This window comes from Psychrobacter sp. ER1, assembly GCF_048631835.1.
GTDB lineage: Bacteria > Pseudomonadota > Gammaproteobacteria > Pseudomonadales > Moraxellaceae > Psychrobacter.
Genome location: NZ_CP184640.1, coordinates 1,504,476 through 1,530,620, shown reverse-complemented (window position 1 = coordinate 1,530,620; position 26,145 = coordinate 1,504,476). Strand labels below are relative to the sequence as shown.

The window sequence follows — 26,145 nt, the reverse complement described above, 5'->3', positions numbered from 1 at the left end:
TTTTAAAGTTCAGTTATAAACAACACGAGCAATTGCGTTTGGTTTTCAACATTTTACCAATACCCGGATTAAAGGTATTGGTTGGGTCTAGACTTTTATAAAAGTTCTGCAAATCAGGTTCCGCTTCGTACAGATGACCTACATTGTGCTCAGCGGGATATTTGGCTCCGCGTGCGCTCAACAGCTCTAACATCCTTTTTTGACAAGGTGTGCATCGCTGCCCTTCTTCAAAATATAATCCTGATGAAATACATAACAAAAGAAGTGCCCGTAATAGAGTTTCTTTTCCAAATGCTGTTCAATGTCTTTAGGTAGCGTTTCGAGCCATTCTAATTCGTTACGTGGTATAGCAATATCCAATGCCAATATATCGCCGACGTCTTTTTCATGTATGACTTCATACCTTAGTGCGGCACCTGCAGCGGCAAAGCGATGTAAAAAGGCGCTTTCTGATTCTTCTTGACTACATTCAAAATAGTTACCCGTATTTGAAGCGTCGAAAAACACCTTCAGAAAATCCTGTGCTTCTGCTATGCCGTCATCACTCATTTTTAAGATGAGATGATGCTCATATTGGTCGCGATACTCTAGCATTCGTTTCGGTAAATGCTTTGGAAATATATTGGCGATGAACTGCATGACTTTGTCAGTGAAATGCTTTGGCATCCATGACCATTTATGGAATTTTGCGTCCATAGCGCCTTTGATAGAAAACAATCTAGGTAAGGCATTGGTACCGAGATGCTTAATACTCAGGAACGTGTCTTTTCCGTATTTAGCAGATACATCAAATATATCACGATGCATGTACTCACCCACTTCAGGGATATTATCGAAGCTTGATAATATTTGTCTTCTGAGCTGTGCAAGCTCACTCACACTGTTGGTGCCTATATAAAATGTTTTCTCTTTTGCAGCCGTTGGATAGGTATCAAGACGCACTGCAAACACGGCAAGTTTACCAGCGCAGCCACTGGCTTCATACAGTCTTCGCTTATCCGCATTAAAACGACTTGGCGTACTTGCATCAACATCTTTTACTCTGGCGATATATTCTTTATCAGATGCCATCTTACCAGTATCAGGTAATGCTCTTTTATCAAAATTACCTGTTTGCAGATTAGTGAGTATTTCTTCTGGAGTGTCGCCTAACTCTACATCTAGGTGATTAACCAGCACTAGCTGACCGTGCTTGTCTATTTGGGCAAACAATGCCAGCTCGGTATAAGCAGGACCTCTTTTCACCAGTGCCCCACCTGAATTATTAGAGACACCGCCAATAATTGACGCACCTAACGTCGATGAACCGATGACCGAGTGAGGTGCTCTATTTACGGCTTTAAGCTGACTTTGCAACTGATGCAACGTGGCGCCAGGTAAGCTAATCACTTGCTCGTTATCATTCACCAAATACAACTGATTCATTGCAAGGGTGTTAATCACAACCACTGGTCTATCGTAGTCATTACCGCTCGGGGTTGAGCCTTCCGTCAGCCCTGTTTTTGCTGCTTGCATGATAATAATGCAGTCGCCTGCCACACATATCTCTAAGCTACGCCAAATCTCGAGCAGTGTTTGCGGAAACAAAACGGCCAATGCAGCTCCGCCGCCAGAACGCCACCCCATTCTATAGTGTTCGTTTTTTCTGGATCGGCCTGTACATTGCTGGCTCCCAGTAAATGGGTTAGCTTATCTAACACTTGCTCAGGACGGAGTGTGTCTTGATGCGCTATATTTGATGAGAAAAGGTTTGGTGAAGCTCTATTTAATGACGGCATATGACGCTCTTTATTTAGTGATTGTGTGTCACTCATGATGCTAAAGGCCCTTGAAAACCAAAGAGGTAAATGGCAGCCATGACGATAATCCCGCAGAACAACACATAATAGATGGTAGGTAAAATAGTACGCCTAAGTGTGGCGCCCTCCATACCGAGTAGGCCCACCGTTGCTGATGCAGCCACCACATTATGTACTGCAATCATATTACCAGCAGCCGCACCAACGGCTTGAGCCGCGATGATTAGAGAAGGTGAAATATGTAAGCTCATGGCGGCTTCATATTGGAATTGACTGAACATCATGTTGGATACGGTATTGGAGCCCGCGATAAAGGCACCTAACGCACCAATGGTTGCACTAATTAAGGGGAAAACACTGCCAAAAGTACCCGCAAACAACTCTGCACTGGCGACAGGCATACTCGCCACATCTGATAAGTTTACGCCTGAATTAATAAAAATCCTAACCATTGGAATCGTGAAAATAAGGACAAATCCGGCCCCTAGTACAGTTTTGCCTGATTCTTTAAAGGCATTGTTTAGTGCACTGGCAGGTTTGTTCGTTTGAAAAGCGGCAGCAACCAAGGCGCTAATTAATAACAAGCCGCCTGGTAAGTATAAAGGACTAAAGCTGGCACTGATATCTGCCTCACTTAAAATCGAGGTTAGGTCTACTGTCGCGCTGTTCAGCAAAGACTGAAAGCCTGTTAATACTCTAGAACACACCAATAAAAGGGCAACTAATAGATAAGGAAACCACGCTATGACCGTGGACATCTTTTTATCACTCAACGCAGGAGTGATGTCTTCTTTGCTAACTATTAGCTTACCAAGCCATTCACTTGGCCAGCTTTTTTTCGGTTCAAAATCCCATGTGGTTTTTGGTACTAAAAATCCACGTTTTGCCGCATTAACAACGATAGTGATACTGACCAAACCGCCGACCAATGATGGAAACTCTGGCCCTAAAAAATACCTGTTAGGGTATAAGGGACTGTAAATGCCAAACCCGCAAAAATAGCAAATGGCCAAATAGCGAAGCCTTCTCTCCAGCTTTTATTTTTACCAAAAAGCGCGTGAGCATCATCACCATAAAAAGTGGCATAAATGTACCAATGACACCATGCATAACGGCTACTTGGCTGGTAATCAGTTGTAAAAAATCGCCCCACTCTAGTCCTTGTTGTGCCAATTGGGTGCTAATGGCTACTGTATCTAATCCCTTGTTTACTCCAATAACGATAGGCGTACCGACTGCCCCAAACGATACAGGCGTACTTTGTATCATCATTCCCATTAACACGGCACCTAGCGCTGGAAATCCTATCGCGACGAGTAAAGGCGCGGCAATAGCGGCCGCTGTACCAAAGCCAGCCGCTCCCTCAAGAAAGCAGCCAAAGCACCAAGCAATAATAATGGCTTGCACCCGCCTATCTGGCGATACATTGGTAAACCCAGCACGGATAACGGCAATGGCACCCGTATGCTTTAACGTATTCAATAAAAAAATAGCACCAAATACGATCCACAATACTGAGACGGTAATGACCATTCCCTGAATAATAGATGAAGACACGCGATTAAGCGTCATATCCCATACAAAGAGGGCAAGCGCGGCAGTAACCGCCAGAACGATTGGCATGGTTCTTTTGGCTGACCATTGCAAGCCTATCAAAAAATACCACAGAGAACGATTGGCAGTAATGCCAACAGTCCATATATTGTTTGATTCAACATCATAATCCTTTTTTTATCGTGTAATCTTTCCTTGAACCACTTCATTTAAGCATTTGTTTTTATAACTTCACGCTGTCGGTCAGACGAAGCCGAAGACAATCTCTGTCAGTGACATGATTAATAGAATGGTTAAATAAACAAATGCTCAAAATTCCCTAAAATATTCTACGCCTTGTCGATACATTGATATATTGCATCAAAGGATAATGTTATTTTCTTTTTTGCTATAATCCAAAACGTATTACACCAATTGGGGAACAAGTATGGGCAAAGCTGACGATATGGTTTTATTCGTCCAAGTGGTTGATGAAGGGTCATTTTCTCGGGTCGCTGAAAAGCTGTCATTAACGAATTCAGTGGTAAGCAAACGTATTGTAAGATTAGAAGAGAGCTTAAATGCACAGCTACTGTATAGGACAACCAGAAAGTTAAGCTTAACCGATGCAGGAAGGACACTTTATAACAAAGCTAAAATCGCTAAATTTGCCTTTCAGGAAGCTGAAAATGCCGTAACAGGCTATGGTGAGGACATGAAAGGCAACATACGTATAACCATGCCAGCGGTCTCTGCGAATCTAATATTGAGCGAATCCATTGCCGAATTCTGTAAACAACACCCAGAAATATCAGTAGATTTACAGATTACCAATCGATTGGTTGATTTGATAGAAGAAGGGTTTGATCTGGCGATAAGGACAGCAGAGCTTGAAGACTCATCACTCATTGCAAGACGCCTTATAGATAGCCAGTGGGTCATATGTGCAACACCAGACTATTTAGAGCGACACGGTACACCTCAAACCCCTGAACAATTACGGAGTCATGAGTGTTTGGTCTATAAGTTTGATCATACGGCAAATGGTATATGGCCGCTATATATAGATAGTACAGAGCAATTGCTTCCTGTACAGGGTCGGTTTCATAGCAATCATCTTAATGCGATTAAACAAGCGACGCTCAGCGACCTAGGTATCGCCTTTTTACCACAAGCACTTGTTTATGAAGAAATGCAGCAAAATACGCTCACCCAGATTTTGCAACGCTTTACAAGAAAGAAAATGGGTATGTATGCGGTTTACCCCAAAGCACGGCAACCGGACCAAAAATTGAAACTGCTTGTAGCGCATCTGCGAGAATCATTACATCAAAAACAGGCTTACTACTGCTGAGTAATAAGCTTATTTTTGATGTGAATAAGCAAAGATGAATGAGAGTGTTTGTCGATAATAATCATATATGTCGACTTCGCTTTAATCAGAGCAAAGAATGTCTGATCACTATTAGCTACAAGTATAAAGTACTCAGACATAAAGTTCAGTTTTACTAGACAATGTTATTAACATAGGCGTTTAATAGCTAAAACTTTATTACCGAGTAGCTTTCATAAAGGCTGACCAATCTAAATAAAATTCTATAATCCATTGACTGTATAGCGTACGATAACTTCATTATCGAGTACGACATTGGTTGACCAAATGAATTCAGCATCTGCTTTTTCATTATCAAAAACATCTATGAAATTGGTATAAGCTGATTTGTTGTCTACCCCAATGGTTTGGTTACTATAGGTGGTGGCATTCGGCCAACTAGAGTCATCAAAGTCTGCTTGTTGCCAGTTGGTAGGCAATTCCCAGTGTAGGCCATAATCTGCCGAACTATTTGGCGTCATCCCAAACTAACTCTTAAAAGCACCAAAAAACTGACTATTAGAATGATAACCCAGTAAGAATGCCGTATCTGTAGCTGATAACCTTTGCTCTATTAAGTATTTATAAGCTAACTTTTTTCGAACTTCCAATGGCAACGCTTTAAAAGAAGCACACTCTTCTCTCAGACGCCTTTGCAAGCTGCTAACACTTTCTTAAGAGAGTAAGTCCTATACAAGTGTACGAAATTCAGTTTTACTAGGCGATGTTATTAATATTACTGAGGGTGCACTAGTTAACCTATAAGCCTTACAGTCACTAAACGACAAAAAGCCATAATAAATTATGGCTTTTTGTTGTATTACGAGTGAATAGCAAAGCAACTAACCTACTTATAGTATGGTGATGTCATTATGGATATATAAGTTAACTGCTGGATCTATGGTGCTTTGATACTGAGTGTAGTCTGCTTGATCAGACACTTGCTGCGCCACAAAATCTGCGGTCAAAGATACCTCATCACCATTATTACCATTATCACCGTTAATAAATAGCTCATTATTGCTGTCGGTCATGGCGATGACGTCACTAGTACTGAGATTAATCAATGACTGCGCACCATTCCCAGTCATGTCAATTATTTCCATGTTATTAATCACGCTACTATCAAAGTCACCAAAGTCGATAGTGGTATTATCCACATTGATCAGTAGAGTATCAATACCATCACCACCATCCATCAAGGCATTGATAGCAGAGAATACTAGCGTATCATTGCCAGCGCCGCCTATTAGTGTATTGACACCAGTACCGCCATCGAGGAAGTCATCACCAGCGCCGCCAGTGATGCTATCATCGCCTGCACCAGAGTTTACAGTAGTGCTACTATTTGTGGTGGTGATAGTGTCGTTCTGCTCCCCTGTTTCGATAGCGACAGACTCACTCAGGTTCAGATCCGCAGTTTTGATCTCTTCGCTAGAGAAGACTTGATCAGGGTCTGAGGTCTCGACAGTTTTGCCTGTATAAGTGATAGTGCCGTTATACGATTGATACAGAATCTGTATATCGTTAATACTACTGCTAGGCACGCCACTTAATACATAGCTACCCGCTACAAATTCAACAGATACCTCATCGCCATCGTTATCGGCATTACGTAAGCCGATGACCTCTCCTGTGTCGCCAATCCTAAATAGCATGGACTCGTCGAAGGGTTTGCCATCTTCAGGAGTAATCGTCAATGTTAATGTCTCACTGCCTCCTTCACCAGTGTCATTGCCATCGGTGTCTTCCATCTTAGCATTGGTATTTAACTCGACCCATGTATAGGCCTTGCCAGCTGAGTTTTGCGGGGTTAACTCAACACCATCAGCTATTGGGTTAAATACTAGATCTACGGTCGTGGTGTCACCCTGTAGGCCGTCTGTACTTAATACTGAAATAACTGCGCTACTCGTACCACTATAATTCTCTGGTGCTTGGATAAATATCTCGGGCGTCGGATTTGTCTCGGTACTTGGCAAGCTCCACGACCCTGTCCCTGTTTTATTGGCTATAACAATATCTTGGCTATCATTGACATAGTACACGGTAAAGTCATCATTGATATTGTTGATTATGAAGGAAGCAGGCTGATCGTTATCACCTTCATCTTCATCAGTTTGTACGGTGTCATACACAATACTAACGACATTGACGTCAGTAGTGTCACCGATCTCGCCCTGATCTTCATCTACAGTTAAGTTTGACGCGGCCTCATTGACGACGAACAGCAAAGGATCTGCGCCTTTTTCCACAGTGACTTCAAAGTCTTTGCGTGATACTAGCGTGGTTGTGTCATGATCTGGGATATCTGTCGTTTCCTTATGCACTACATACGCCTCAATCACAGTCGCGCCATCTTCGTTCCGTTCAGGAATGAAATTGAAGTTAGCAGACGTAGGATTGTTTGCGCCTACTGGCAACACAAAATACTCTCCTATAGGCAATCCTGCAGGATTAGAGACTGTAGCTAAAGGCACGCCGTTAGAGTCCTCAAGCGTACCATTAACGGAAGCATTGTCAGCGAACTGAAGATAGACATTACCACCAATAATTTCGACATTACCTACATCAGCAGTTTTGGTCAGATCTAAGGTTAATGTCCTAGTCTCATCTTCTGCTATCACGATATTATCGTCATTCTGTGCTGCTGTAGGATCGTTTTCATGGAAATCGAAGTAATCGGTAATGGGCAGCACAATCAATGTGCTGTCATTAGTGTCTGGATCACCTATTGGAAACGCTGGATCGTCTGCTGTCACAGTCTCAGAGTCACCATTACTGTCAGTCGCTGTAAATGAGATATCTAAAGCAACTGCCTCACTTTGGTTGTTTGTACTGTAATCACTGGTGGGAACAATACTAATATTAGACAGTAAATCAGCAATATCACTATCACTATCACTATCACTATCACTGGTTACATTGCCACTGATCAACCATGTATTGCCTTGTTTGGATAACGAGACCCCGTTAGACGCTTGTAACACCACATCATCAGGCAAGTTAGCAATGGTGAATGATATCGGTGCAGACGTTTGGTTGTCATAAGCCACCTGATTAAGTGTGCCAGTGATAAAGCTATCTAAAGATTGACCGGCTCCATCCTCAGTCAAAGTTATCGGCTGCACGATGAGATCGGCTACCAACTCAGGAGGCACCTCTCCACCACCGTCCGTACCCGTAACAAGCGTCAACTCAAAGGTTGCGTCAGCTGATTTCTCAACGTCAGGTGCATCTTGGTTATAGGCAGTTACGGTGATAGTCAAGCCATCTGCATTATCTACGTCATATCCTGCTTTTACACTGAACTTGATGTCCACACTCGCCGTAATAGAAGTATCTATGGTTTCATCGGCAAAGTCGACATACCAAGTATCACCTGCTTTGACCGCATCAACGAAGGTGCCATCACCACTAGCATCCACTTGTACCAAAAATACCATCAGGCACACCGTCTACTTGCACTCGTGTAAACACCTCTGAACCATCTAGGTCTGGTGAGGTGAGAGTGACCGTTTTAATCACCTCATCATCAGCCGCATCGGCGTTATCGATATCAATAGTCTCTGAAGTCTTAATCTCAGCAAGATTGACCAATGATGGCAGATCAGTAGTAGGAAGGACATCTACAACGAAGTCCGTCTCACGGGTTGATGTCGTCTGATAGACGATATCTGCCGTCTCATTATTCATAGCTCTAACGGTATCGGTCACTGTATATTTAATGCCAAATTGATAGACATTATTGCCTGATTGATGATTGACAAAATCAGGTTCAGCACTGGCAGGCTCAGCTGCAGTAGCCTTGATACTGGCGTTAAACGCACCCTCTGAATCACGCTTGATGGTATAAAACCCTTCAGAATCAGCGTCAGCACTGGTGATAACAACGCTATTGACACCCACACCGTCAGTGAGCTGAACGCCTAGTGCCTCAAGGTCAGTGACGCTAATAGCCACACTCTTTAGCTCTTCAACGCCTGATGTCCAATCATCTGGATTATCCGTACGTCTAAAGGCGCGCTCAAAGTCTAACGTGACAGAATCGTTTTCATTCTGCTCAGCAGTAGGATTAACCACATCATTATCAAGCGCATCCGGCTTAACAAAAATTTGCACAGGCTGGAGGTTTTGACTTGCCTCACTACCTCCTGTTTTCTCCGTACTGACGCCTTTGATATTAAAGTTAATCTCGCCTGCGAAGTTGTCTGCGGTTTTGAGTATTATCTCGCCATTATTAATCGCTTCATCAGTCACAACCCACTGCCTAGCAGTGCCTTCACCACCGATAAAGGTTACATCTGCTCCCTGCATCGCAAACCTGTCATCGAGACCAGTAATGACGTAGGTCACGATTTCAGATCCATCATCATCGTAAGATCGGATATCTTCTGGCGTCTTAAAAATAGACCTAAAGGCTATCTCACTGTTAGCGGCATCCAATGCGCTTTCTTCAAGGATAACCGCGTAGTTATCAGAGGTTTGCCCACCATAATCAAAGGTAGCTTTATTCAATTCGTCATTGAGGATTTTATCCGCAATCGTGTCAATCTTGATAGGCAATGCCAATGACGCACTAGGCTCACTGGTGTCCGTGCCATCTACTGATACACCAGTGACTTGTAGCGTATAGTTATCATTACTATTCAGTGGCGGTATAAACGATGGTACTTTATCACTTTGATAATCAGTCAACGTGACCGACCATGTATCATCAGCATTATCTACTGTGGTAACATCATTGACTGCACCATAGTTTTGGTCAATCAAGACATAGCCACCATTTGCGCCATTATCAGCATCCCACACATAAAGGTAGGCACCATCCGGTATCGCATCAATAGTGACATTAAAGGTTTCAGAACCGTCTTTATCTTTGGACTGTGCCTTTATCTTAAGCGCAATGCCTCCCTCAGGGTTGTCAATAGTGTCATCTGGTGTATAGCTGTCTTCATCGGTTGGATTGCCATTAGATCTACCTGCATCTTCCTCTCCTTTAGCAGGTTGCACGCTAAGCAGTACATCATCAGCAACAGGCGTCACAGTTAGGTAAAGAAAAGACTCGCCAGATACGACTTTATCTGTTGCGGTATCATCATCTTCATCATAGTCGATGGTGACCGCTTGCTCTTGAATACGTAGTTCGCCTGAATAATTATTAGGCGGAATAAATGCCAAGCTGCTAAGCCCAGCCACTGGTACGTCTACACCATTTTTACCTGCTGTGACAGTCTGCGTCTCACCGGCACTGTCATAACGGAATTGAGCCCCGGCAGCGTTGACCCAGTCACCGTTCTCATCTCTAATCTGGACGATCAGACGGGCAAAGGTCTCTTCTGACTTGGTATAAATGTTGTTGTTGTCGTTGGTATCATCTTCATTTGACCAACCATCAAGTAAATCAAAGTTGGTATCACTCGGATCAGTCGATAGATCGTACCAAACAGGGGCTGTACTGCTAATACCGTCTGCATCTCCGTCTTCAAATACTAGTGCGCTATAGGTATGGTCTGGGTTGAGAGTGACATCATTGCTATTGTCACCATCGCTATCGATATCAGCCCTCTCAGCCACTGGAGTGACCTTAATAGTGACATCAAAGGTTTCATTTTCAGTAATAGGGTTATCACTATCGACTGAACCATCAGTAGTCTCTACAAAATAGGTTAAGCTGATATCAGTACTACTATGCGCTGGCGGCGTAATAGTATAGCCATCCAAATCAGTGACATCAAAACCGTAATAAGGCTCTTCATCTGTCAGATCTGCCGTTGTGATAGGCGTACCATTTAGAGAAATTTCGGCACCTGCAGTAATCAAATCATCAATTTGATCTTTCAAGATACCCACTATTGACAAGGTCTCACTACCATCTTGATCAGTAATGATAAAGACTGAATCGCCAACAGCATTTGTTGTAAATAATGCAATCGCTGTATCCTCAGCCCCCGCCTGTGGATTCACTGCTGTCACATCGATGATGGGATTGACTGTTATATTCAATTGCACAGAGGCGGTCTGAATGGCAGGGTCGATACCTACAGAATCAGCATCGGTGTCTTGCGTATTTAGCGTAAGTGTTGCATTAATCACACCCGCAAAATCTTTCGGAGGCGTAAACGTAAAGCTTGGGTCCAAATCACTAGCCGTCACTCGCGCTTTTGGAAGAGTGACTGTGCCATCAGCTATGGTATAGCTGTTACCATTGATCGTCACCACCTGACCATTTAGCGCATCAACGAACCCTTCAATAGAATACCAATACTCCTCTGAGCCATCGGTATCTATAAATGTTTCATTCAATATAGACTGCAAATCTAGACTGCTGTCTTTCGTCGATAACCGCATTGATCGTATCGTTTTTATCAATGCCATTGTTGGGGTCGTCTGATAGAGTGATAGAAGTAGTACCAGGCGGGAGTGGCCTATTAGGATTAGGCTCTGCTAAATCAATAATCGATGCATCTGTCACCGCTTGCACATTGATGAGTATATCTACTGATGTGGTTTCTCCTATCAAGCTACCATCAGGATCAGCACTACTGGAGTCATTAGGCTCTAGCGGATAAGGGATGCCCTTTTCATCAACTTCATACTCAGTGACACTCATGGTTACTGTAAAGTTAGTGGCATCTTGAACTGAAGGAGAGACGACTAATGATTCAAAGTCAGCAGTGTCCATTTTAACATCATATGTAAACTCACTATCGGCAATATGAGTGCCATCGGTGAGTTTAATCGTAACCGTACCATCATCTCCTGTTCGGTCAATAATGATCTGCTGAACACCATTGCCATCAATATAATATAGCTGGGCACCATCAGGAAATCCGCTTAATGTAATCGCCCCAAAACGTTCGCTACGATCAACAGATCCACCGTTTGTATTGTCATCATTCTCGCTCTTAGTGCCATTAACATAATCATCACCATAAACTGGATCATCATAGATACTTAAATCCGTACTGGCCTCACCGCCATTATCACCAATGATTGGTGCTATAAAGCCAAGCTGAGTCGATGAATCTTCTTTAACATCGTTTGTATAAACACCATCAACGATATCAACTTCAGCCGCGTCGATAACGATAATAGGCGCATCAGCAACAGGGTCTACTTCGATATTGATTCTACTGGTTAGAGTTTGCCCCCGTCTTGCACACGAATGTTAAACATCACACTATAAAAATCGTTAAACTCATTAGGAGTCTGCTCATAACTGTTAGGTATATTTGGTAAATCTAATCGGTTATTTGGCGTCGCGATAGAAGAATAGTTCTCTTCTGGATTAAACTCAATTTGTCCATTGCCAATATTTCTCAAACTCACCGACGACGGCTGGGTTTTCAGCCGTATACAAACCATTGGCATCACTTGCATTACCATTGACATCAATATAAATCAAATCGCCACTTTGCAAAACTCTCGATGACGATAAATCATAATTCAATATGGTAACCACACCGCCATCGAAATTTTCAGCAGCATTGATTAATAAGGCATCTTTACCATTTGGGGCAAGGTTTTCATCCCCAGTGATGTCCCCAAAATCCCCTTCATTGATAGTGAAATCAAGATCTTTATTAAATAGTCTATTTTCCACTTCGACATCGAATTGATCTTCAGTTATCGAGCCATCTTCATCGACAACCGCGTAATCGAGATCAAATATAATATTGTCCAATCTACCGTCATTATCGGCATCGATATTGTCGTGCCTGATCGTATCATAGAGGGTGGCGGTATAAGTCAGGGCATCTGCACTGGTATAAGGCAAGCCCTCAGGATTGATTTCCACTTTAAATATGACATTGTTATTAGGGTTATCAACGGTATCCGCAACCAGTTCGCCGCGCTGGGTAGTCGACACATATAGGGTACTATAATCTATTACGCCATCGACCTCAGCATAGCGGTAATAAAGCGGTAGCCCACTGCTCTGAAACGGCCGTTTATTGGATCGCCATCACCCATGGTAAAGTAAATATCAGAGATATTATCCTCATTGCCAGTGACCGTAAATGCGGAATCGACTTTGACCACATAAGTGCTAGCCGTACCAGAATTAGGGAACAATTCGTCTTCTTTTAAGATGACGCTTTCATCGCTTTCGATAACCGGTGCTGTGTCTGTCACGCTTATAGGCTGCCTAGCAGTGCTCGATACGTCACCATCGGCGTCGATTAGTGTGTAACTAAATGAGCCGTCGTCTTGTAGGTTAGGCACAGGGTTACGATTATCAATCGCTTTATTAGCGGCAAACGTCCAACTGCCATCTTCATTAACCGTTAGAGTACCTGTTGGGCGTTTCTAGACTCACCCCAAACTCGGTAGAATCTTCAACCGTATTTCCATCTTTATCTAAATAAGTAAAGGTATTGATTTTTAAATCCGCATCTGCACCTTTATCGTTATCAATCACATTACCCGTAAGCAATGTACTATCATCACCATCAATGTACGAGCCTTCCACCACACTTACAGGTGTATCATCTTTAGCCTCAACATCATCATCTTTGATAAAGACATTAAATTGTTGCACACTAGTGCTATCTGTATCTTGAAGTTCATATTTGATAGGCAAGGTTATTTCATCAAAGCCATCGGTATGGTCTAGCTGACCTTGTAGCTCAAATACAAATGCTTGCGTATCTCCAGTGCTATCCGTGGGACTGGTCAAAGTCATGGTAAACACACTATTACCTGTGGCACTACTAGCAACCACTGTATGACCGCCATTGCTCACCTGGTAAGTCAACGGCTCACCATTGGACTCAAGCGCTAAGGCCTCTAGCCCTGCTGTGGTAACACCAGTGAATACCACATCGCTGATGTCATCTGCAGCCTTAGTGATACCAAGGTTACGCGTCGTTCGTAGCGCATCAGGCGCCGTATCGGTACCGCCAGTTAGATCATCTTCATTCAGCGTAACTTCAGGAATAAGTGCCGTGGGCTGCGTGTCATCCACTGTGATATTAAAATCAGCGGTACTGGTATCACCATCGGCGTCTGTAATCGTATAAGAGATACTATCGATAATGCCATCCATATTGTCCGATGTATCATCCGATGTGTATGTCCACGTGCCATTTGCGTTAATAGTTAATGAACCATATTGAGTATCGACTGCAGAGCCTATTGTTACTGTTTGACTATCGCCATTTTCATCTAAATATGTGAATGACGTAATGGTTGTATTTGGCGTACCCAAATCATCGTTGGTTAATAAGTTTAGAGAAGTGGTATTCGACGATATGGTTTTACCGCCTTCAGTAACCTGAGCAATATCATCAACTGCTTGTGGCGTCGCATCCACACTGATAACCGTCGTCGTTGTATTACTATTAGCATTATTTATATCAGTGACTGTCACTTCAATGATACGGTCTATTTCGTTAGGTGTGGCAGAGGTATTGCCAAAAGTGATGGCATCAATAGCAGACTGGTAGTCAGCTAAGCTTGCATTCCCACTCAACTCAATTCGGCTATTTCCTAACAGGGTAGCTGAAATACCTGCTGGTAGATCACCATCATCAATGGCAATTAAATCGCCTGTTTGTGAGTTGGTTAATACAATAAGTGCACTGCTAATCGTATCGTTATTATCAATGTCGGCAATAGCGCTACTATCACTGATAGCAACGGGAACACCGCCCTCTTGGTAAGCCGTTGCATAATTGACAGTGGCACTACTGTTACCAGAGACATCCAATGTTGGCGCATCGTTGGTACCAGTTACAGTGATGGTTAGGGTTTGAGTAACCTCTCCCACCTTATAAGTAAACAATTGTTCAACTACCTCCCTCTGGCAAGGGCTTGTACTGTAGAACTGTCATTATTTAGAACATAGGTGTACGAGCCGTCATTATTTAGCGTCAGCGCACCATAATCATTTGCATCGCTAGGTTGACTCTGTAAACTGACGGATGTTTCGGTACCGATTTCATCATTGGCTAGTACATTGCCAGTTGCGGTTAAAACACCATCTTCTTGTACGGTATTGACATCAGGTTTGAGATCAACGTCATCGACAACCTCTCCTGTGACACTGTTTTCGGTATCAATTTTGACAGACTCAAAGCCACTATTGGTACCATCAACAGAGCTTATTGCTAGCTGATAATTCTCGACACCTTCTTTTTAATTGATCATTTAATACCGTATTGGTCAGAATGATTTGATTACCAGTGCTGGCATTAAACGTCACCGTAGTCAGCTTGCTACTCGCATCAAAATCAGCCGCAGTGGTCTCATCGTTAAGATAAGATAAATTAACCACCACACTGCCACCTACAGGTAATTCGACAGGCTGACCGTCAGCATCCACAAGCGATAAGGTATGGGTCAGTACAGCATCGTCTGCTTCTATTTGGCTGTCATCGCCGGTTAGTTTGACATACACAATATCATTGCTATCAAGTCCACCTTCATTCGCGCTGTCGCCTGCATTGTTGCTGTCGATGGTGGTGGTGACGGTGTTCGTGGTTTCGTTACTAAAGTCAACCGCTTCAAATTCGTTGGCGCCAACACTGGTGATGGTGAGGCTGTAGTTTTCGCCATCATCGGCAAGATAGTCATCGATGGTATCAACGTCAAGCGCGGCGCTCGATTGTCCCGCGGGTATGGTGACCGTGATGGTTTGGGCGTTGTTATAGTCGGTGTCGGCGTCTTGGGTACTGCCATTGTTAAAGGTGACGGTGACATTGGTGTCTTGGGTGACGATGACAGGGTTGCCGCTTTCATCTAAAAACTTGACTGTGTATTCAGCCTCTTCACCTTCAATAACATTTTCGTCTCCCTTAATAACAACATAAGTGATGTCAACAACAGGAGTTACGGTAATCTCAACGGTGGCAGGCGCTGATATGGCACCATCATCGTCGGTAGTGGTGAATTGGATATCACTAACCGCACCATTGAAATTAGGTGCTGGGGTAAAGGTAACCGTCTCAGCTTCCGCTGCACTTAGGGTGGTATTTGGGGTAAGCTCAACCACTTGCCCACCTGCACGGGTATAGCTCAGTACCCCTTGATTGGCAGGCGGTACTTGCAATACGGTGACACTCACAACCGTGCCATCGATGTCAGCGCCTATGAGCGGCACAGACACCGCGGTGTCTTCATCGGTCGTCAGACTTTGATCGTCAGCCGTTGGCGGGGTATTCACGTCAGTGACGTTGACCGTCACGGTGGCAGACGCTGAGTCTAGGCCATCATCGTCTGTGGCGATAAAGTCAATGGCCTCTACCGCACCATTGAAATTCTCAGTTGGGGTAAAGCGCACGGTGGCCGCTTCAGCAGCACTCAGCGGGGTGCCGGCAACGACAGGCACACTGTCCCCTGCCGCATTGGTGTAACTTAGGACGCCTTGGGCAGCATCTGGCAAGGTAGTGATGGTGATACTCGCCACCACGCCATCGATGTCACTGGCAATCAGCGGGACGGCGATAGCTGTACCTTCTGCGGTGCTGATAGCGCCATCGGTTGCCACAGGGGCATCATTCACATCATTGACTGTAATCTCAACGGTGGCAGGCGCTGATATGGCGCCATCATCGTCGGTGGTGCTGAATTGGATGTTGCTGACTCGTCCGTTGAAGTTCGGCGCAGGAGTGAACATAACACTGGTGATTTGGTCAGCGGTTAATACGGTACCTGGCGTGAGTTCAACCGTTTGTCCATTATCTTCATAGCTCAGTACCCCTTGATTGGCAGGCGGTACTTGCAATACGGTGACACTCACAACCGTGCCATCGATGTCAGCGCCTATGAGCGGCACAGACACCGCGGTGTCTTCATCGGTCGTCAGACTTTGATCGTCAGCCGTTGGCGGGGTATTCACGTCAGTGACGTTGACCGTCACGGTGGCAGACGCTGAGTCTAGGCCATCATCGTCTGTGGCGATAAAGTCAATGGCCTCTACCGCACCATTGAAATTCTCAGTTGGGGTAAAGAGGACGGTGGCCGCTTCAGCAGCACTCAGCGGGGTGCCGGCAACGACAGGCACACTGTCCCCTGCCGCATTGGTGTAACTTAGGACGCCTTGAGCAGGGTCTGGCAAGGTAGTGATGGTGATACTCGCCACCACGCCATCGATGTCGCTGGCAATCAGCGGGACGGCGATAGCTGTACCTTCTGGGGTGCTGATAGCGCCATCGGTTGCCACAGGGGCATCATTCACATCATTGACTGTAATCTCAACGGTGGCTGGCGCTGATATGGCACCATCATCGTCGGTGGTGCTGAATTGGATGTTGCTGACTCGTCCGTTGAAGTTCGGCGCAGGAGTGAACATAACACTGGTGATTTGGTCAGCGGTTAATACGGTACCTGGCGTGAGTTCAACCGTTTGTCCATTATCTTCATAGCTCAGTACCCCTTGATTGGCAGGCGGTACTTGCAATACGGTGACACTCACAACCGTGCCATCGATGTCAGCGCCTATGAGCGGCACAGACACCGCGGTGTCTTCATCGGTCGTCAGACTTTGATCGTCAGCCGTTGGCGGGGTATTCACGTCAGTGACGTTGACCGTCACGGTGGCAGACGCTGAGTCTAGGCCATCATCGTCTGTGGCGATAAAGTCAATGGCCTCTACCGCACCATTGAAATTCTCAGTTGGGGTAAAGAGGACGGTGGCCGCTTCAGCAGCACTCAGCGGGGTGCCGGCAACGACAGGCACACTGTCCCCTGCCGCATTGGTGTAACTTAGGACGCCTTGAGCAGGGTCTGGCAAGGTAGTGATGGTGATACTCGCCACCACGCCATCGATGTCGCTGGCAATCAGCGGGACGGCGATAGCTGTACCTTCTGCGGTGCTGATAGCGCCATCGGTTGCCACAGGGGCATCATTCACATCATTGACTGTAATCTCAACGGTGGCTGGCGCTGATATGGCGCCATCATCGTCGGTAGTGCTGAATTGGATGTCACTAACCGCACCATTAAAGTCAGGTGCTGGGGTAAAGGTAACCGTCTCAGCTTCCGCTGCACTTAGGGTGGTATTTGGGGTAATCTCAACCACTTGTCCACCTGCACGGGTATAGCTCAGTACCCCCTTGATTGGCAGGCGGTACTTGCAATACGGTGACACTCACAACCGTGCCATCGATGTCAGCGCCTATGAGCGGCACAGACACCGCGGTGTCTTCATCGGTCGTCAGACTTTGATCGTCAGCCGTTGGCGGGGTATTCACGTCAGTGACGTTGACCGTCACCGTGGCAGACGCTGAGTCTAGGCCATCATCGTCTGTGGCGATAAAGTCAATGGCCTCTACCGCACCATTGAAATTCTCAGTTGGGGTAAAGAGGACGGTGGCCGCTTCAGCAGCACTCAGCGGGGTGCCGGCAACGACAGGCACACTGTCCCCTGCCGCATTGGTGTAACTTAGGACGCCTTGAGCAGGGTCTGGCAAGGTAGTGATGGTGATACTCGCCACCACGCCATCGATGTCGCTGGCAATCAGCGGGACGGCGATAGCTGTACCTTCTGGGGTGCTGATAGCGCCATCGGTTGCCACAGGGGCATCATTCACATCATTGACTGTAATCTCAACGGTGGCTGGCGCTGATATGGCACCATCATCGTCGGTGGTGCTGAATTGGATGTTGCTGACTCGTCCGTTGAAGTTCGGCGCAGGAGTGAACATAACACTGGTGATTTGGTCAGCGGTTAATACGGTACCTGGCGTGAGTTCAACCGTTTGTCCATTATCTTCATAGCTCAGTACCCCTTGATTGGCAGGCGGTACTTGCAATACGGTGACACTCACAACCGTGCCATCGATGTCAGCGCCTATGAGCGGCACAGACACCGCGGTGTCTTCATCGGTCGTCAGACTTTGATCGTCAGCCGTTGGCGGGGTATTCACGTCAGTGACGTTGACCGTCACGGTGGCAGACGCTGAGTCTAGGCCATCATCGTCTGTGGCGATAAAGTCAATGGCCTCTACCGCACCATTGAAATTCTCAGTTGGGGTAAAGAGGACGGTGGCCGCTTCAGCAGCACTCAGCGGGGTGCCGGCAACGACAGGCACACTGTCCCCTGCCGCATTGGTGTAACTTAGGACGCCTTGAGCAGGGTCTGGCAAGGTAGTGATGGTGATACTCGCCACCACGCCATCGATGTCGCTGGCAATCAGCGGGACGGCGATAGCTGTACCTTCTGCGGTGCTGATAGCGCCATCGGTTGCCACAGGGGCATCATTCACATCATTGACTGTAATCTCAACGGTGGCTGGCGCTGATATGGCGCCATCATCGTCGGTAGTGCTGAATTGGATGTCACTAACCGCACCATTAAAGTCAGGTGCTGGGGTAAAGGTAACCGTCTCAGCTTCCGCTGCACTTAGGGTGGTATTTGGGGTAATCTCAACCACTTGTCCACCTGCACGGGTATAGCTCAGTACCCCTTGATTGGCAGGCGGTACTTGCAATACGGTGACACTCACAACCGTGCCATCGATGTCAGCGCCTATGAGCGGCACAGACACCGCGGTGTCTTCATCGGTCGTCAGACTTTGATCGTCAGCCGTTGGCGGGGTATTCACGTCAGTGACGTTGACCGTCACGGTGGCAGACGCTGAGTCTAGGCCATCATCGTCTGTGGCGATAAAGTCAATGGCCTCTACCGCACCATTGAAATTCTCAGTTGGGGTAAAGAGGACGGTGGCCGCCTCAGCAGCACTCAGCGGGGTGCCGGCAACGACAGGCACACTGTCCCCTGCCGCATTGGTGTAACTTAGGACGCCTTGGGCAGCATCTGGCAAGGTAGTGATGGTGATACTCGCCACCACGCCATCGATGTCACTGGCAATCAGCGGGACGGCGATAGCTGTACCTTCTGCGGTGCTGATAGCGCCATCGGTTGCCACAGGGGCATCATTCACATCATTGACTGTAATCTCAACGGTGGCAGGCGCTGATATGGCGCCATCATCGTCGGTGGTGCTGAATTGGATGTTGCTGACTCGTCCGTTGAAGTTCGGCGCAGGAGTGAACATAACACTGGTGATTTGGTCAGCGGTTAATACGGTACCTGGCGTGAGTTCAACCGTTTGTCCATTATCTTCATAGCTCAGTACCCCTTGATTGGCAGGCGGTACTTGCAATACGGTGACACTCACAACCGTGCCATCGATGTCAGCGCCTATGAGCGGCACAGACACCGCGGTGTCTTCATCGGTCGTCAGACTTTGATCGTCAGCCGTTGGCGGGGTATTCACGTCAGTGACGTTGACCGTCACGGTGGCAGACGCTGAGTCTAGGCCATCATCGTCTGTGGCGATAAAGTCAATGGCCTCTACCGCACCATTGAAATTCTCAGTTGGGGTAAAGAGGACGGTGGCCGCTTCAGCAGCACTCAGCGGGGTGCCGGCAACGACAGGCACACTGTCCCCTGCCGCATTGGTGTAACTTAGGACGCCTTGAGCAGGGTCTGGCAAGGTAGTGATGGTGATACTCGCCACCACGCCATCGATGTCGCTGGCAATCAGCGGGACGGCGATAGCTGTACCTTCTGCGGTGCTGATAGCGCCATCGGTTGCCACAGGGGCATCATTCACATCATTGACTGTAATCTCAACGGTGGCTGGCGCTGATATGGCGCCATCATCGTCGGTAGTGCTGAATTGGATGTCACTAACCGCACCATTAAAGTCAGGTGCTGGGGTAAAGGTAACCGTCTCAGCTTCCGCTGCACTTAGGGTGGTATTTGGGGTAATCTCAACCACTTGTCCACCTGCACGGGTATAGCTCAGTACCCCTTGATTGGCAGGCGGTACTTGCAATACGGTGACACTCACAACCGTGCCATCGATGTCAGCGCCTATGAGCGGCACAGACACCGCGGTGTCTTCATCGGTCGTCAGACTTTGATCGTCAGCCGTTGGCGGGGGTATTCACGTCAGTGACGTTGACCGTCACGGTGGCAGACGCTGAGTCTAGGCCATCATCGTCTGTGGCGATAAAGTCAATGGCCTCTACCGCACCATTGAAATTCTCAGTTGGGGTAAAGAGGACGGTGGCCGCTTCAGCAGCACTCAGCGGGGTGCCGGCAACGACAGGCACACTGTCCCCTGCCGCATTGGTGTAACTTAGGACGCCTTGAGCAGGGTCTGGCAAGGTAGTGATGGTGATACTCGCCACCACGCCATCGATGTCGCTGGCAATCAGCGGGACGGCGATAGCTGTACCTTCTGCGGTGCTGATAGCGCCATCGGTTGCCACAGGGGCATCATTCACATCATTGACTGTAATCTCAACGGTGGCTGGCGCTGATATGGCGCCATCATCGTCGGTAGTGCTGGAATTGATGTCACTAACCGCACCATTAAAGTCAGGTGCTGGGGTAAAGGTAACCGTCTCAGCTTCCGCTGCACTTAGGGTGGTATTTGGGGTAATCTCAACCACTTGTCCACCTGCACGGGTATAGCTCAGTACCCCTTGATTGGCGGGCGGTACTTGCAATACGGTGACACTCACAACCGTGCCATCGATGTCAGCGCCTATGAGCGGCACAGACACCGCGGTGTCTTCATCGGTCGTCAGACTTTGATCGTCAGCCGTTGGCGGGGTATTCACGTCAGTGACGTTGACCGTCACGGTGGCAGACGCTGAGTCTAGGCCATCATCGTCTGTGGCGATAAAGTCAATGGCCTCTACCGCACCATTGAAATTCTCAGTTGGGGTAAAGAGGACGGTGGCCGCTTCAGCAGCACTCAGCGGGGTGCCGGCAACGACAGGCACACTGTCCCCTGCCGCATTGGTGTAACTTAGGACGCCTTGAGCAGGGTCTGGCAAGGTAGTGATGGTGATACTCGCCACCACGCCATCGATGTCGCTGGCAATCAGCGGGACGGCGATAGCTGTACCTTCTGGGGTGCTGATAGCGCCATCGGTTGCCACAGGGGCATCATTCACATCATTGACTGTAATCTCAACGGTGGCTGGCGCTGATATGGCACCATCATCGTCGGTGGTGCTGAATTGGATGTTGCTGACTCGTCCGTTGAAGTTCGGCGCAGGAGTGAACATAACACTGGTGATTTGGTCAGCGGTTAATACGGTACCTGGCGTGAGTTCAACCGTTTGTCCATTATCTTCATAGCTCAGTACCCCTTGATTGGCAGGCGGTACTTGCAATACGGTGACACTCACAACCGTGCCATCGATGTCAGCGCCTATGAGCGGCACAGACACCGCGGTGTCTTCATCGGTCGTCAGACTTTGATCGTCAGCCGTTGGCGGGTATTCACGTCAGTGACGTTGACCGTCACGGTGGCAGACGCTGAGTCTAGGCCATCATCGTCTGTGGCGATAAAGTCAATGGCCTCTACCGCACCATTGAAATTCTCAGTTGGGGTAAAGAGGACGGTGGCCGCTTCAGCAGCACTCAGCGGGGTGCCGGCAACGACAGGCACACTGTCCCCTGCCGCATTGGTGTAACTTAGGACGCCTTGAGCAGGGTCTGGCAAGGTAGTGATGGTGATACTCGCCACCACGCCATCGATGTCGCTGGCAATCAGCGGGACGGCGATAGCTGTACCTTCTGCGGTGCTGATAGCGCCATCGGTTGCCACAGGGGCATCATTCACATCATTGACTGTAATCTCAACGGTGGCTGGCGCTGATATGGCGCCATCATCGTCGGTAGTGCTGAATTGATGTCACTAACCGCACCATTAAAGTCAGGTGCTGGGGTAAAGGTAACCGTCTCAGCTTCCGCTGCACTTAGGGTGGTATTTGGGGTAATCTCAACCACTTGTCCACCTGCACGGGTATAGCTCAGTACCCCTTGATTGGCAGGCGGTACTTGCAATACGGTGACACTCACAACCGTGCCATCGATGTCAGCGCCTATGAGCGGCACAGACACCGCGGTGTCTTCATCGGTCGTCAGACTTTGATCGTCAGCCGTTGGCGGGGTATTCACGTCAGTGACGTTGACCGTCACGGTGGCAGACGCTGAGTCTAGGCCATCATCGTCTGTGGCGATAAAGTCAATGGCCTCTACCGCACCATTGAAATTCTCAGTTGGGGTAAAGAGGACGGTGGCCGCTTCCAGCAGCACTCAGCGGGGTGCCGGCAACGACAGGCACACTGTCCCCTGCCGCATTGGTGTAACTTAGGACGCCTTGAGCAGGGTCTGGCAAGGTAGTGATGGTGATACTCGCCACCACGCCATCGATGTCGCTGGCAATCAGCGGGACGGCGATAGCTGTACCTTCTGCGGTGCTGATAGCGCCATCGGTTGCCACAGGGGCATCATTCACATCATTGACTGTAATCTCAACGGTGGCTGGCGCTGATATGGCGCCATCATCGTCGGTAGTGCTGAATTGGATGTCACTAACCGCACCATTAAAGTCAGGTGCTGGGGTAAAGGTAACCGTCTCAGCTTCCGCTGCACTTAGGGTGGTATTTGGGGTAATCTCAACCACTTGTCCACCTGCACGGGTATAGCTCAGTACCCCTTGATTGGCAGGCGGTACTTGCAATACGGTGACACTCACAACCGTGCCATCGATGTCAGCGCCTATGAGCGGCACAGACACCGCGGTGTCTTCATCGGTCGTCAGACTTTGATCGTCAGCCGTTGGCGGGGTATTCACGTCAGTGACGTTGACCGTCACGGTGGCAGACGCTGAGTCTAGGCCATCATCGTCTGTGGCGATAAAGTCAATGGCCTCTACCGCACCATTGAAATTCTCAGTTGGGGTAAAGAGGACGGTGGCCGCTTCAGCAGCACTCAGCGGGGTGCCGGCAACGACAGGCACACTGTCCCCTGCCGCATTGGTGTAACTTAGGACGCCTTGAGCAGGGTCTGGCAAGGTAGTGATGGTGATACTCGCCACCACGCCATCGATGTCACTGGCAATCAGCGGGACGGCGATAGCTGTACCTTCTGCGGTGCTGATAGCGCCATCGGTTGCCACAGGGCATCATTCACATCATTGACTGTAATCTCAACGGTGGCTGGCGCTGATATGGCGCCATCATCGTCGGTGGTGCTGAATTGGATGTCACTAACCGCACCATTAAAGTCAGGTGCTGGGGTAAAGGTAACCGTCTCAGCTTCCGCTGCACTTAGGGTGGTATTTGGGGTAATCTCAACCACTTGTCCACCTGCACGGGTATAGCTCAGTACCCCTTGATTGGCAGGCGGTACTTGCAATACGGTGACACTCACAACCGTGCCATCGATGTCAGCGCCTATGAGCGGCACAGACACCGCGGTGTCTTCATCGGTCGTCAGACTTTGATCGTCAGCCGTTGGCGGGTGTTCACGTCAGTGACGTTGACCGTCACGGTGGCAGACGCTGAGTCTAGGCCATCATCGTCTGTGGCGATAAAGTCAATGGCCTCTACCGCACCATTGAAATTCTCAGTTGGGGTGCAAAGCGCACGGTGGCCGCTTCAGCAGCACTCAGCGGGGTGCCGGCAACGACAGGCACACTGTCCCCTGCCGCATTGGTGTAACTTAGGACGCCTTGAGCAGGGTCTGGCAAGGTAGTGATGGTGATACTCGCCACCACGCCATCGATGTCGCTGGCAATCAGCGGGACGGCGATAGCTGTACCTTCTGCGGTGCTGATAGCACCATCGGTTGCCACAGGGGCATCATTCACATCATTGACTGTAATCTCAACGGTGGCTGGCGCTGATATGGCGCCATCATCGTCGGTAGTGCTGAATTGGATGTCACTAACCGCACCATTAAAGTCAGGTGCTGGGGTAAAGGTAACCGTCTCAGCTTCCGCTGCACTTAGGGTGGTATTTGGGGTAATCTCAACCACTTGTCCACCTGCACGGGTATAGCTCAGTACCCCTTGATTGGCAGGCGGTACTTGCAATACGGTGACACTCACAACCGTGCCATCGATGTCAGCGCCTATGAGCGGCACAGACACCGCGGTGTCTTCATCGGTCGTCAGACTTTGATCGTCAGCCGTTGGCGGGGTATTCACGTCAGTGACGTTGACCGTCACGGTGGCAGACGCTGAGTCTAGGCCATCATCGTCTGTGGCGATAAAGTCAATGGCCTCTACCGCACCATTGAAATTCTCAGTTGGGGTAAAGAGGACGGTGGCCGCTTCAGCAGCACTCAGCGGGGTGCCGGCAACGACAGGCACACTGTCCCCTGCCGCATTGGTGTAACTTAGGACGCCTTGAGCAGGGTCTGGCAAGGTAGTGATGGTGATACTCGCCACCACGCCATCGATGTCGCTGGCAATCAGCGGGACGGCGATAGCTGTACCTTCTGGGGTGCTGATAGCGCCATCGGTTGCCACAGGGGCATCATTCACATCATTGACTGTAATCTCAACGGTGGCTGGCGCTGATATGGCACCATCATCGTCGGTGGTGCTGAATTGGATGTTGCTGACTCGTCCGTTGAAGTTCGGCGCAGGAGTGAACATAACACTGGTGATTTGGTCAGCGGTTAATACGGTACCTGGCGTGAGTTCAACCGTTTGTCCATTATCTTCATAGCTCAGTACCCCTTGATTGGCAGGCGGTACTTGCAATACGGTGACACTCACAACCGTGCCATCGATGTCAGCGCCTATGAGCGGCACAGACACCGCGGTGTCTTCATCGGTCGTCAGACTTTGATCGTCAGCCGTTGGCGGGGTATTCACGTCAGTGACGTTGACCGTCACGGTGGCAGACGCTGAGTCTAGGCCATCATCGTCTGTGGCGATAAAGTCAATGGCCTCTACCGCACCATTGAAATTCTCAGTTGGGGTAAAGAGGGACGGTGGCCGCTTCAGCAGCACTCAGCGGGGTGCCGGCAACGACAGGCACACTGTCCCCTGCCGCATTGGTGTAACTTAGGACGCCTTGAGCAGGGTCTGGCAAGGTAGTGATGGTGATACTCGCCACCACGCCATCGATGTCGCTGGCAATCAGCGGGACGGCGATAGCTGTACCTTCTGCGGTGCTGATAGCGCCATCGGTTGCCACAGGGGCATCATTCACATCATTGACTGTAATCTCAACGGTGGCTGGCGCTGATATGGCGCCATCATCGTCGGTAGTGCTGAATTGGATGTCACTAACCGCACCATTAAAGTCAGGTGCTGGGGTAAAGGTAACCGTCTCAGCTTCCGCTGCACTTAGGGTGGTATTTGGGGTAATCTCAACCACTTGTCCACCTGCACGGGTATAGCTCAGTACCCCCTTGATTGGCAGGCGGTACTTGCAATACGGTGACACTCACAACCGTGCCATCGATGTCAGCGCCTATGAGCGGCACAGACACCGCGGTGTCTTCATCGGTCGTCAGACTTTGATCGTCAGCCGTTGGCGGGGTATTCACGTCAGTGACGTTGACCGTCACGGTGGCAGACGCTGAGTCTAGGCCATCATCGTCTGTGGCGATAAAGTCAATGGCCTCTACCGCACCATTGAAATTCTCAGTTGGGGTAAAGAGGA

The 26,145-nt window shown here is 48.3% G+C and carries 22 protein-coding genes and 1 pseudogene; 1 reads left to right on the top strand and 22 read right to left on the bottom strand.

Annotation, left to right across the window (positions count from 1 at the left end):
• Positions 1 to 13 precede the first annotated feature (13 nt).
• From dld to ACOBWA_RS06980, 4 genes and pseudogenes are all read right to left on the bottom strand, one after another.
• Positions 14 to 1,626: pseudogene (dld, locus tag ACOBWA_RS06995) on the bottom strand (D-lactate dehydrogenase).
• Positions 1,548 to 1,814, bottom strand: coding sequence for a hypothetical protein (locus ACOBWA_RS06990; protein WP_420230634.1), 267 nt, complete (start codon positions 1,812 to 1,814; stop codon positions 1,548 to 1,550). The pseudogene dld and the gene ACOBWA_RS06990 overlap by 79 nt, the downstream one beginning before the upstream one ends.
• Positions 1,811 to 2,812, bottom strand: a complete 1,002-nt coding sequence (locus ACOBWA_RS06985) for an L-lactate permease (RefSeq protein WP_420230633.1) — start codon at positions 2,810 to 2,812, stop codon at positions 1,811 to 1,813. The genes ACOBWA_RS06990 and ACOBWA_RS06985 overlap by 4 nt, the downstream gene beginning before the upstream one ends.
• Complete coding sequence (locus ACOBWA_RS06980; protein ID WP_420230632.1) at positions 2,760 to 3,422, bottom strand: L-lactate permease; 663 nt, start codon at positions 3,420 to 3,422, stop codon at positions 2,760 to 2,762. The genes ACOBWA_RS06985 and ACOBWA_RS06980 overlap by 53 nt, the downstream gene beginning before the upstream one ends.
• Positions 3,423 to 3,780: 358 nt before the next feature.
• Between ACOBWA_RS06980 and ACOBWA_RS06975 the strand changes: the two genes are divergently transcribed.
• A complete protein-coding gene (locus ACOBWA_RS06975; RefSeq protein ID WP_420230631.1) occupies positions 3,781 to 4,686 on the top strand; it encodes a LysR family transcriptional regulator in 906 nt (301 codons plus the stop codon).
• A gap of 242 nt (positions 4,687 to 4,928) precedes the next feature.
• On the opposite strand, the gene ACOBWA_RS06970 is transcribed toward ACOBWA_RS06975, so the two are convergent.
• From ACOBWA_RS06970 to ACOBWA_RS06885, 18 genes are all read right to left on the bottom strand, one after another.
• Positions 4,929 to 5,186: a hypothetical protein gene (locus ACOBWA_RS06970; RefSeq protein ID WP_420230630.1), complete on the bottom strand. Its 258-nt coding sequence runs from the start codon at positions 5,184 to 5,186 to the stop codon at positions 4,929 to 4,931.
• 369 nt (positions 5,187 to 5,555) lie between these two features.
• Positions 5,556 to 8,150, bottom strand: coding sequence for a calcium-binding protein (locus tag ACOBWA_RS06965; RefSeq protein WP_420230629.1), 2,595 nt, complete (start codon positions 8,148 to 8,150; stop codon positions 5,556 to 5,558).
• The gene (locus ACOBWA_RS06960) at positions 8,122 to 11,055 is read right to left on the bottom strand and encodes a hypothetical protein (RefSeq protein WP_420230628.1); all 2,934 of its coding nucleotides are present in this window, start codon (positions 11,053 to 11,055) and stop codon (positions 8,122 to 8,124) included. The genes ACOBWA_RS06965 and ACOBWA_RS06960 overlap by 29 nt, the downstream gene beginning before the upstream one ends.
• A complete protein-coding gene (locus tag ACOBWA_RS06955; RefSeq protein WP_420230627.1) occupies positions 11,003 to 11,389 on the bottom strand; it encodes a hypothetical protein in 387 nt (128 codons plus the stop codon). The genes ACOBWA_RS06960 and ACOBWA_RS06955 overlap by 53 nt, the downstream gene beginning before the upstream one ends.
• Before the next feature lie 612 nt (positions 11,390 to 12,001).
• Positions 12,002 to 12,577, bottom strand: a complete 576-nt coding sequence (locus tag ACOBWA_RS06950) for a hypothetical protein (RefSeq protein WP_420230626.1) — start codon at positions 12,575 to 12,577, stop codon at positions 12,002 to 12,004.
• 20 nt (positions 12,578 to 12,597) lie between these two features.
• Positions 12,598 to 12,933 carry a hypothetical protein gene (locus ACOBWA_RS06945; RefSeq protein ID WP_420230625.1) on the bottom strand — a complete coding sequence of 112 codons (336 nt, stop codon included), beginning with the start codon at positions 12,931 to 12,933 and terminating at the stop codon, positions 12,598 to 12,600.
• Positions 12,934 to 12,988: 55 nt separating this feature from the next.
• Positions 12,989 to 14,494: an Ig-like domain-containing protein gene (locus ACOBWA_RS06940; RefSeq protein ID WP_420230624.1), complete on the bottom strand. Its 1,506-nt coding sequence runs from the start codon at positions 14,492 to 14,494 to the stop codon at positions 12,989 to 12,991.
• Positions 14,495 to 14,502: 8 nt separating this feature from the next.
• A complete protein-coding gene (locus tag ACOBWA_RS06935) occupies positions 14,503 to 14,772 on the bottom strand; it encodes a VCBS domain-containing protein (RefSeq protein ID WP_420230738.1) in 270 nt (89 codons plus the stop codon).
• 31 nt (positions 14,773 to 14,803) lie between these two features.
• A complete protein-coding gene (locus ACOBWA_RS06930) occupies positions 14,804 to 17,800 on the bottom strand; it encodes a tandem-95 repeat protein (RefSeq protein WP_420230623.1) in 2,997 nt (998 codons plus the stop codon).
• A complete protein-coding gene (locus ACOBWA_RS06925; RefSeq protein WP_420230622.1) occupies positions 17,724 to 20,552 on the bottom strand; it encodes a tandem-95 repeat protein in 2,829 nt (942 codons plus the stop codon). The genes ACOBWA_RS06930 and ACOBWA_RS06925 overlap by 77 nt, the downstream gene beginning before the upstream one ends.
• 34 nt (positions 20,553 to 20,586) lie before the next feature.
• The gene (locus tag ACOBWA_RS06920; RefSeq protein ID WP_420230621.1) at positions 20,587 to 21,906 is read right to left on the bottom strand and encodes a tandem-95 repeat protein; all 1,320 of its coding nucleotides are present in this window, start codon (positions 21,904 to 21,906) and stop codon (positions 20,587 to 20,589) included.
• Positions 21,907 to 21,926: 20 nt separating this feature from the next.
• A complete protein-coding gene (locus ACOBWA_RS06915; protein ID WP_420230620.1) occupies positions 21,927 to 22,301 on the bottom strand; it encodes an Ig-like domain-containing protein in 375 nt (124 codons plus the stop codon).
• On the bottom strand, positions 22,298 to 22,777 hold the full coding sequence (locus ACOBWA_RS06910) for an Ig-like domain-containing protein (protein WP_420230619.1): 480 nt from the start codon (positions 22,775 to 22,777) through the stop codon (positions 22,298 to 22,300). The genes ACOBWA_RS06915 and ACOBWA_RS06910 overlap by 4 nt, the downstream gene beginning before the upstream one ends.
• Positions 22,737 to 23,642, bottom strand: coding sequence for a tandem-95 repeat protein (locus tag ACOBWA_RS06905; RefSeq protein WP_420230618.1), 906 nt, complete (start codon positions 23,640 to 23,642; stop codon positions 22,737 to 22,739). The genes ACOBWA_RS06910 and ACOBWA_RS06905 overlap by 41 nt, the downstream gene beginning before the upstream one ends.
• On the bottom strand, positions 23,585 to 23,938 hold the full coding sequence (locus ACOBWA_RS06900; protein WP_420230617.1) for a hypothetical protein: 354 nt from the start codon (positions 23,936 to 23,938) through the stop codon (positions 23,585 to 23,587). The genes ACOBWA_RS06905 and ACOBWA_RS06900 overlap by 58 nt, the downstream gene beginning before the upstream one ends.
• A gap of 133 nt (positions 23,939 to 24,071) precedes the next feature.
• The gene (locus ACOBWA_RS06895; RefSeq protein WP_420230616.1) at positions 24,072 to 25,487 is read right to left on the bottom strand and encodes a tandem-95 repeat protein; all 1,416 of its coding nucleotides are present in this window, start codon (positions 25,485 to 25,487) and stop codon (positions 24,072 to 24,074) included.
• Positions 25,447 to 25,857 (bottom strand): Ig-like domain-containing protein, encoded by a 411-nt coding sequence (locus ACOBWA_RS06890; protein WP_420230615.1) that lies wholly within the window; start codon positions 25,855 to 25,857, stop codon positions 25,447 to 25,449. Before ACOBWA_RS06890 ends, ACOBWA_RS06895 begins: the two co-directional genes overlap by 41 nt.
• Positions 25,850 to 26,050, bottom strand: a complete 201-nt coding sequence (locus ACOBWA_RS06885) for an Ig-like domain-containing protein (protein ID WP_420230614.1) — start codon at positions 26,048 to 26,050, stop codon at positions 25,850 to 25,852. Before ACOBWA_RS06885 ends, ACOBWA_RS06890 begins: the two co-directional genes overlap by 8 nt.
• Between the last annotated feature and the right edge of the window lie 95 nt (positions 26,051 to 26,145).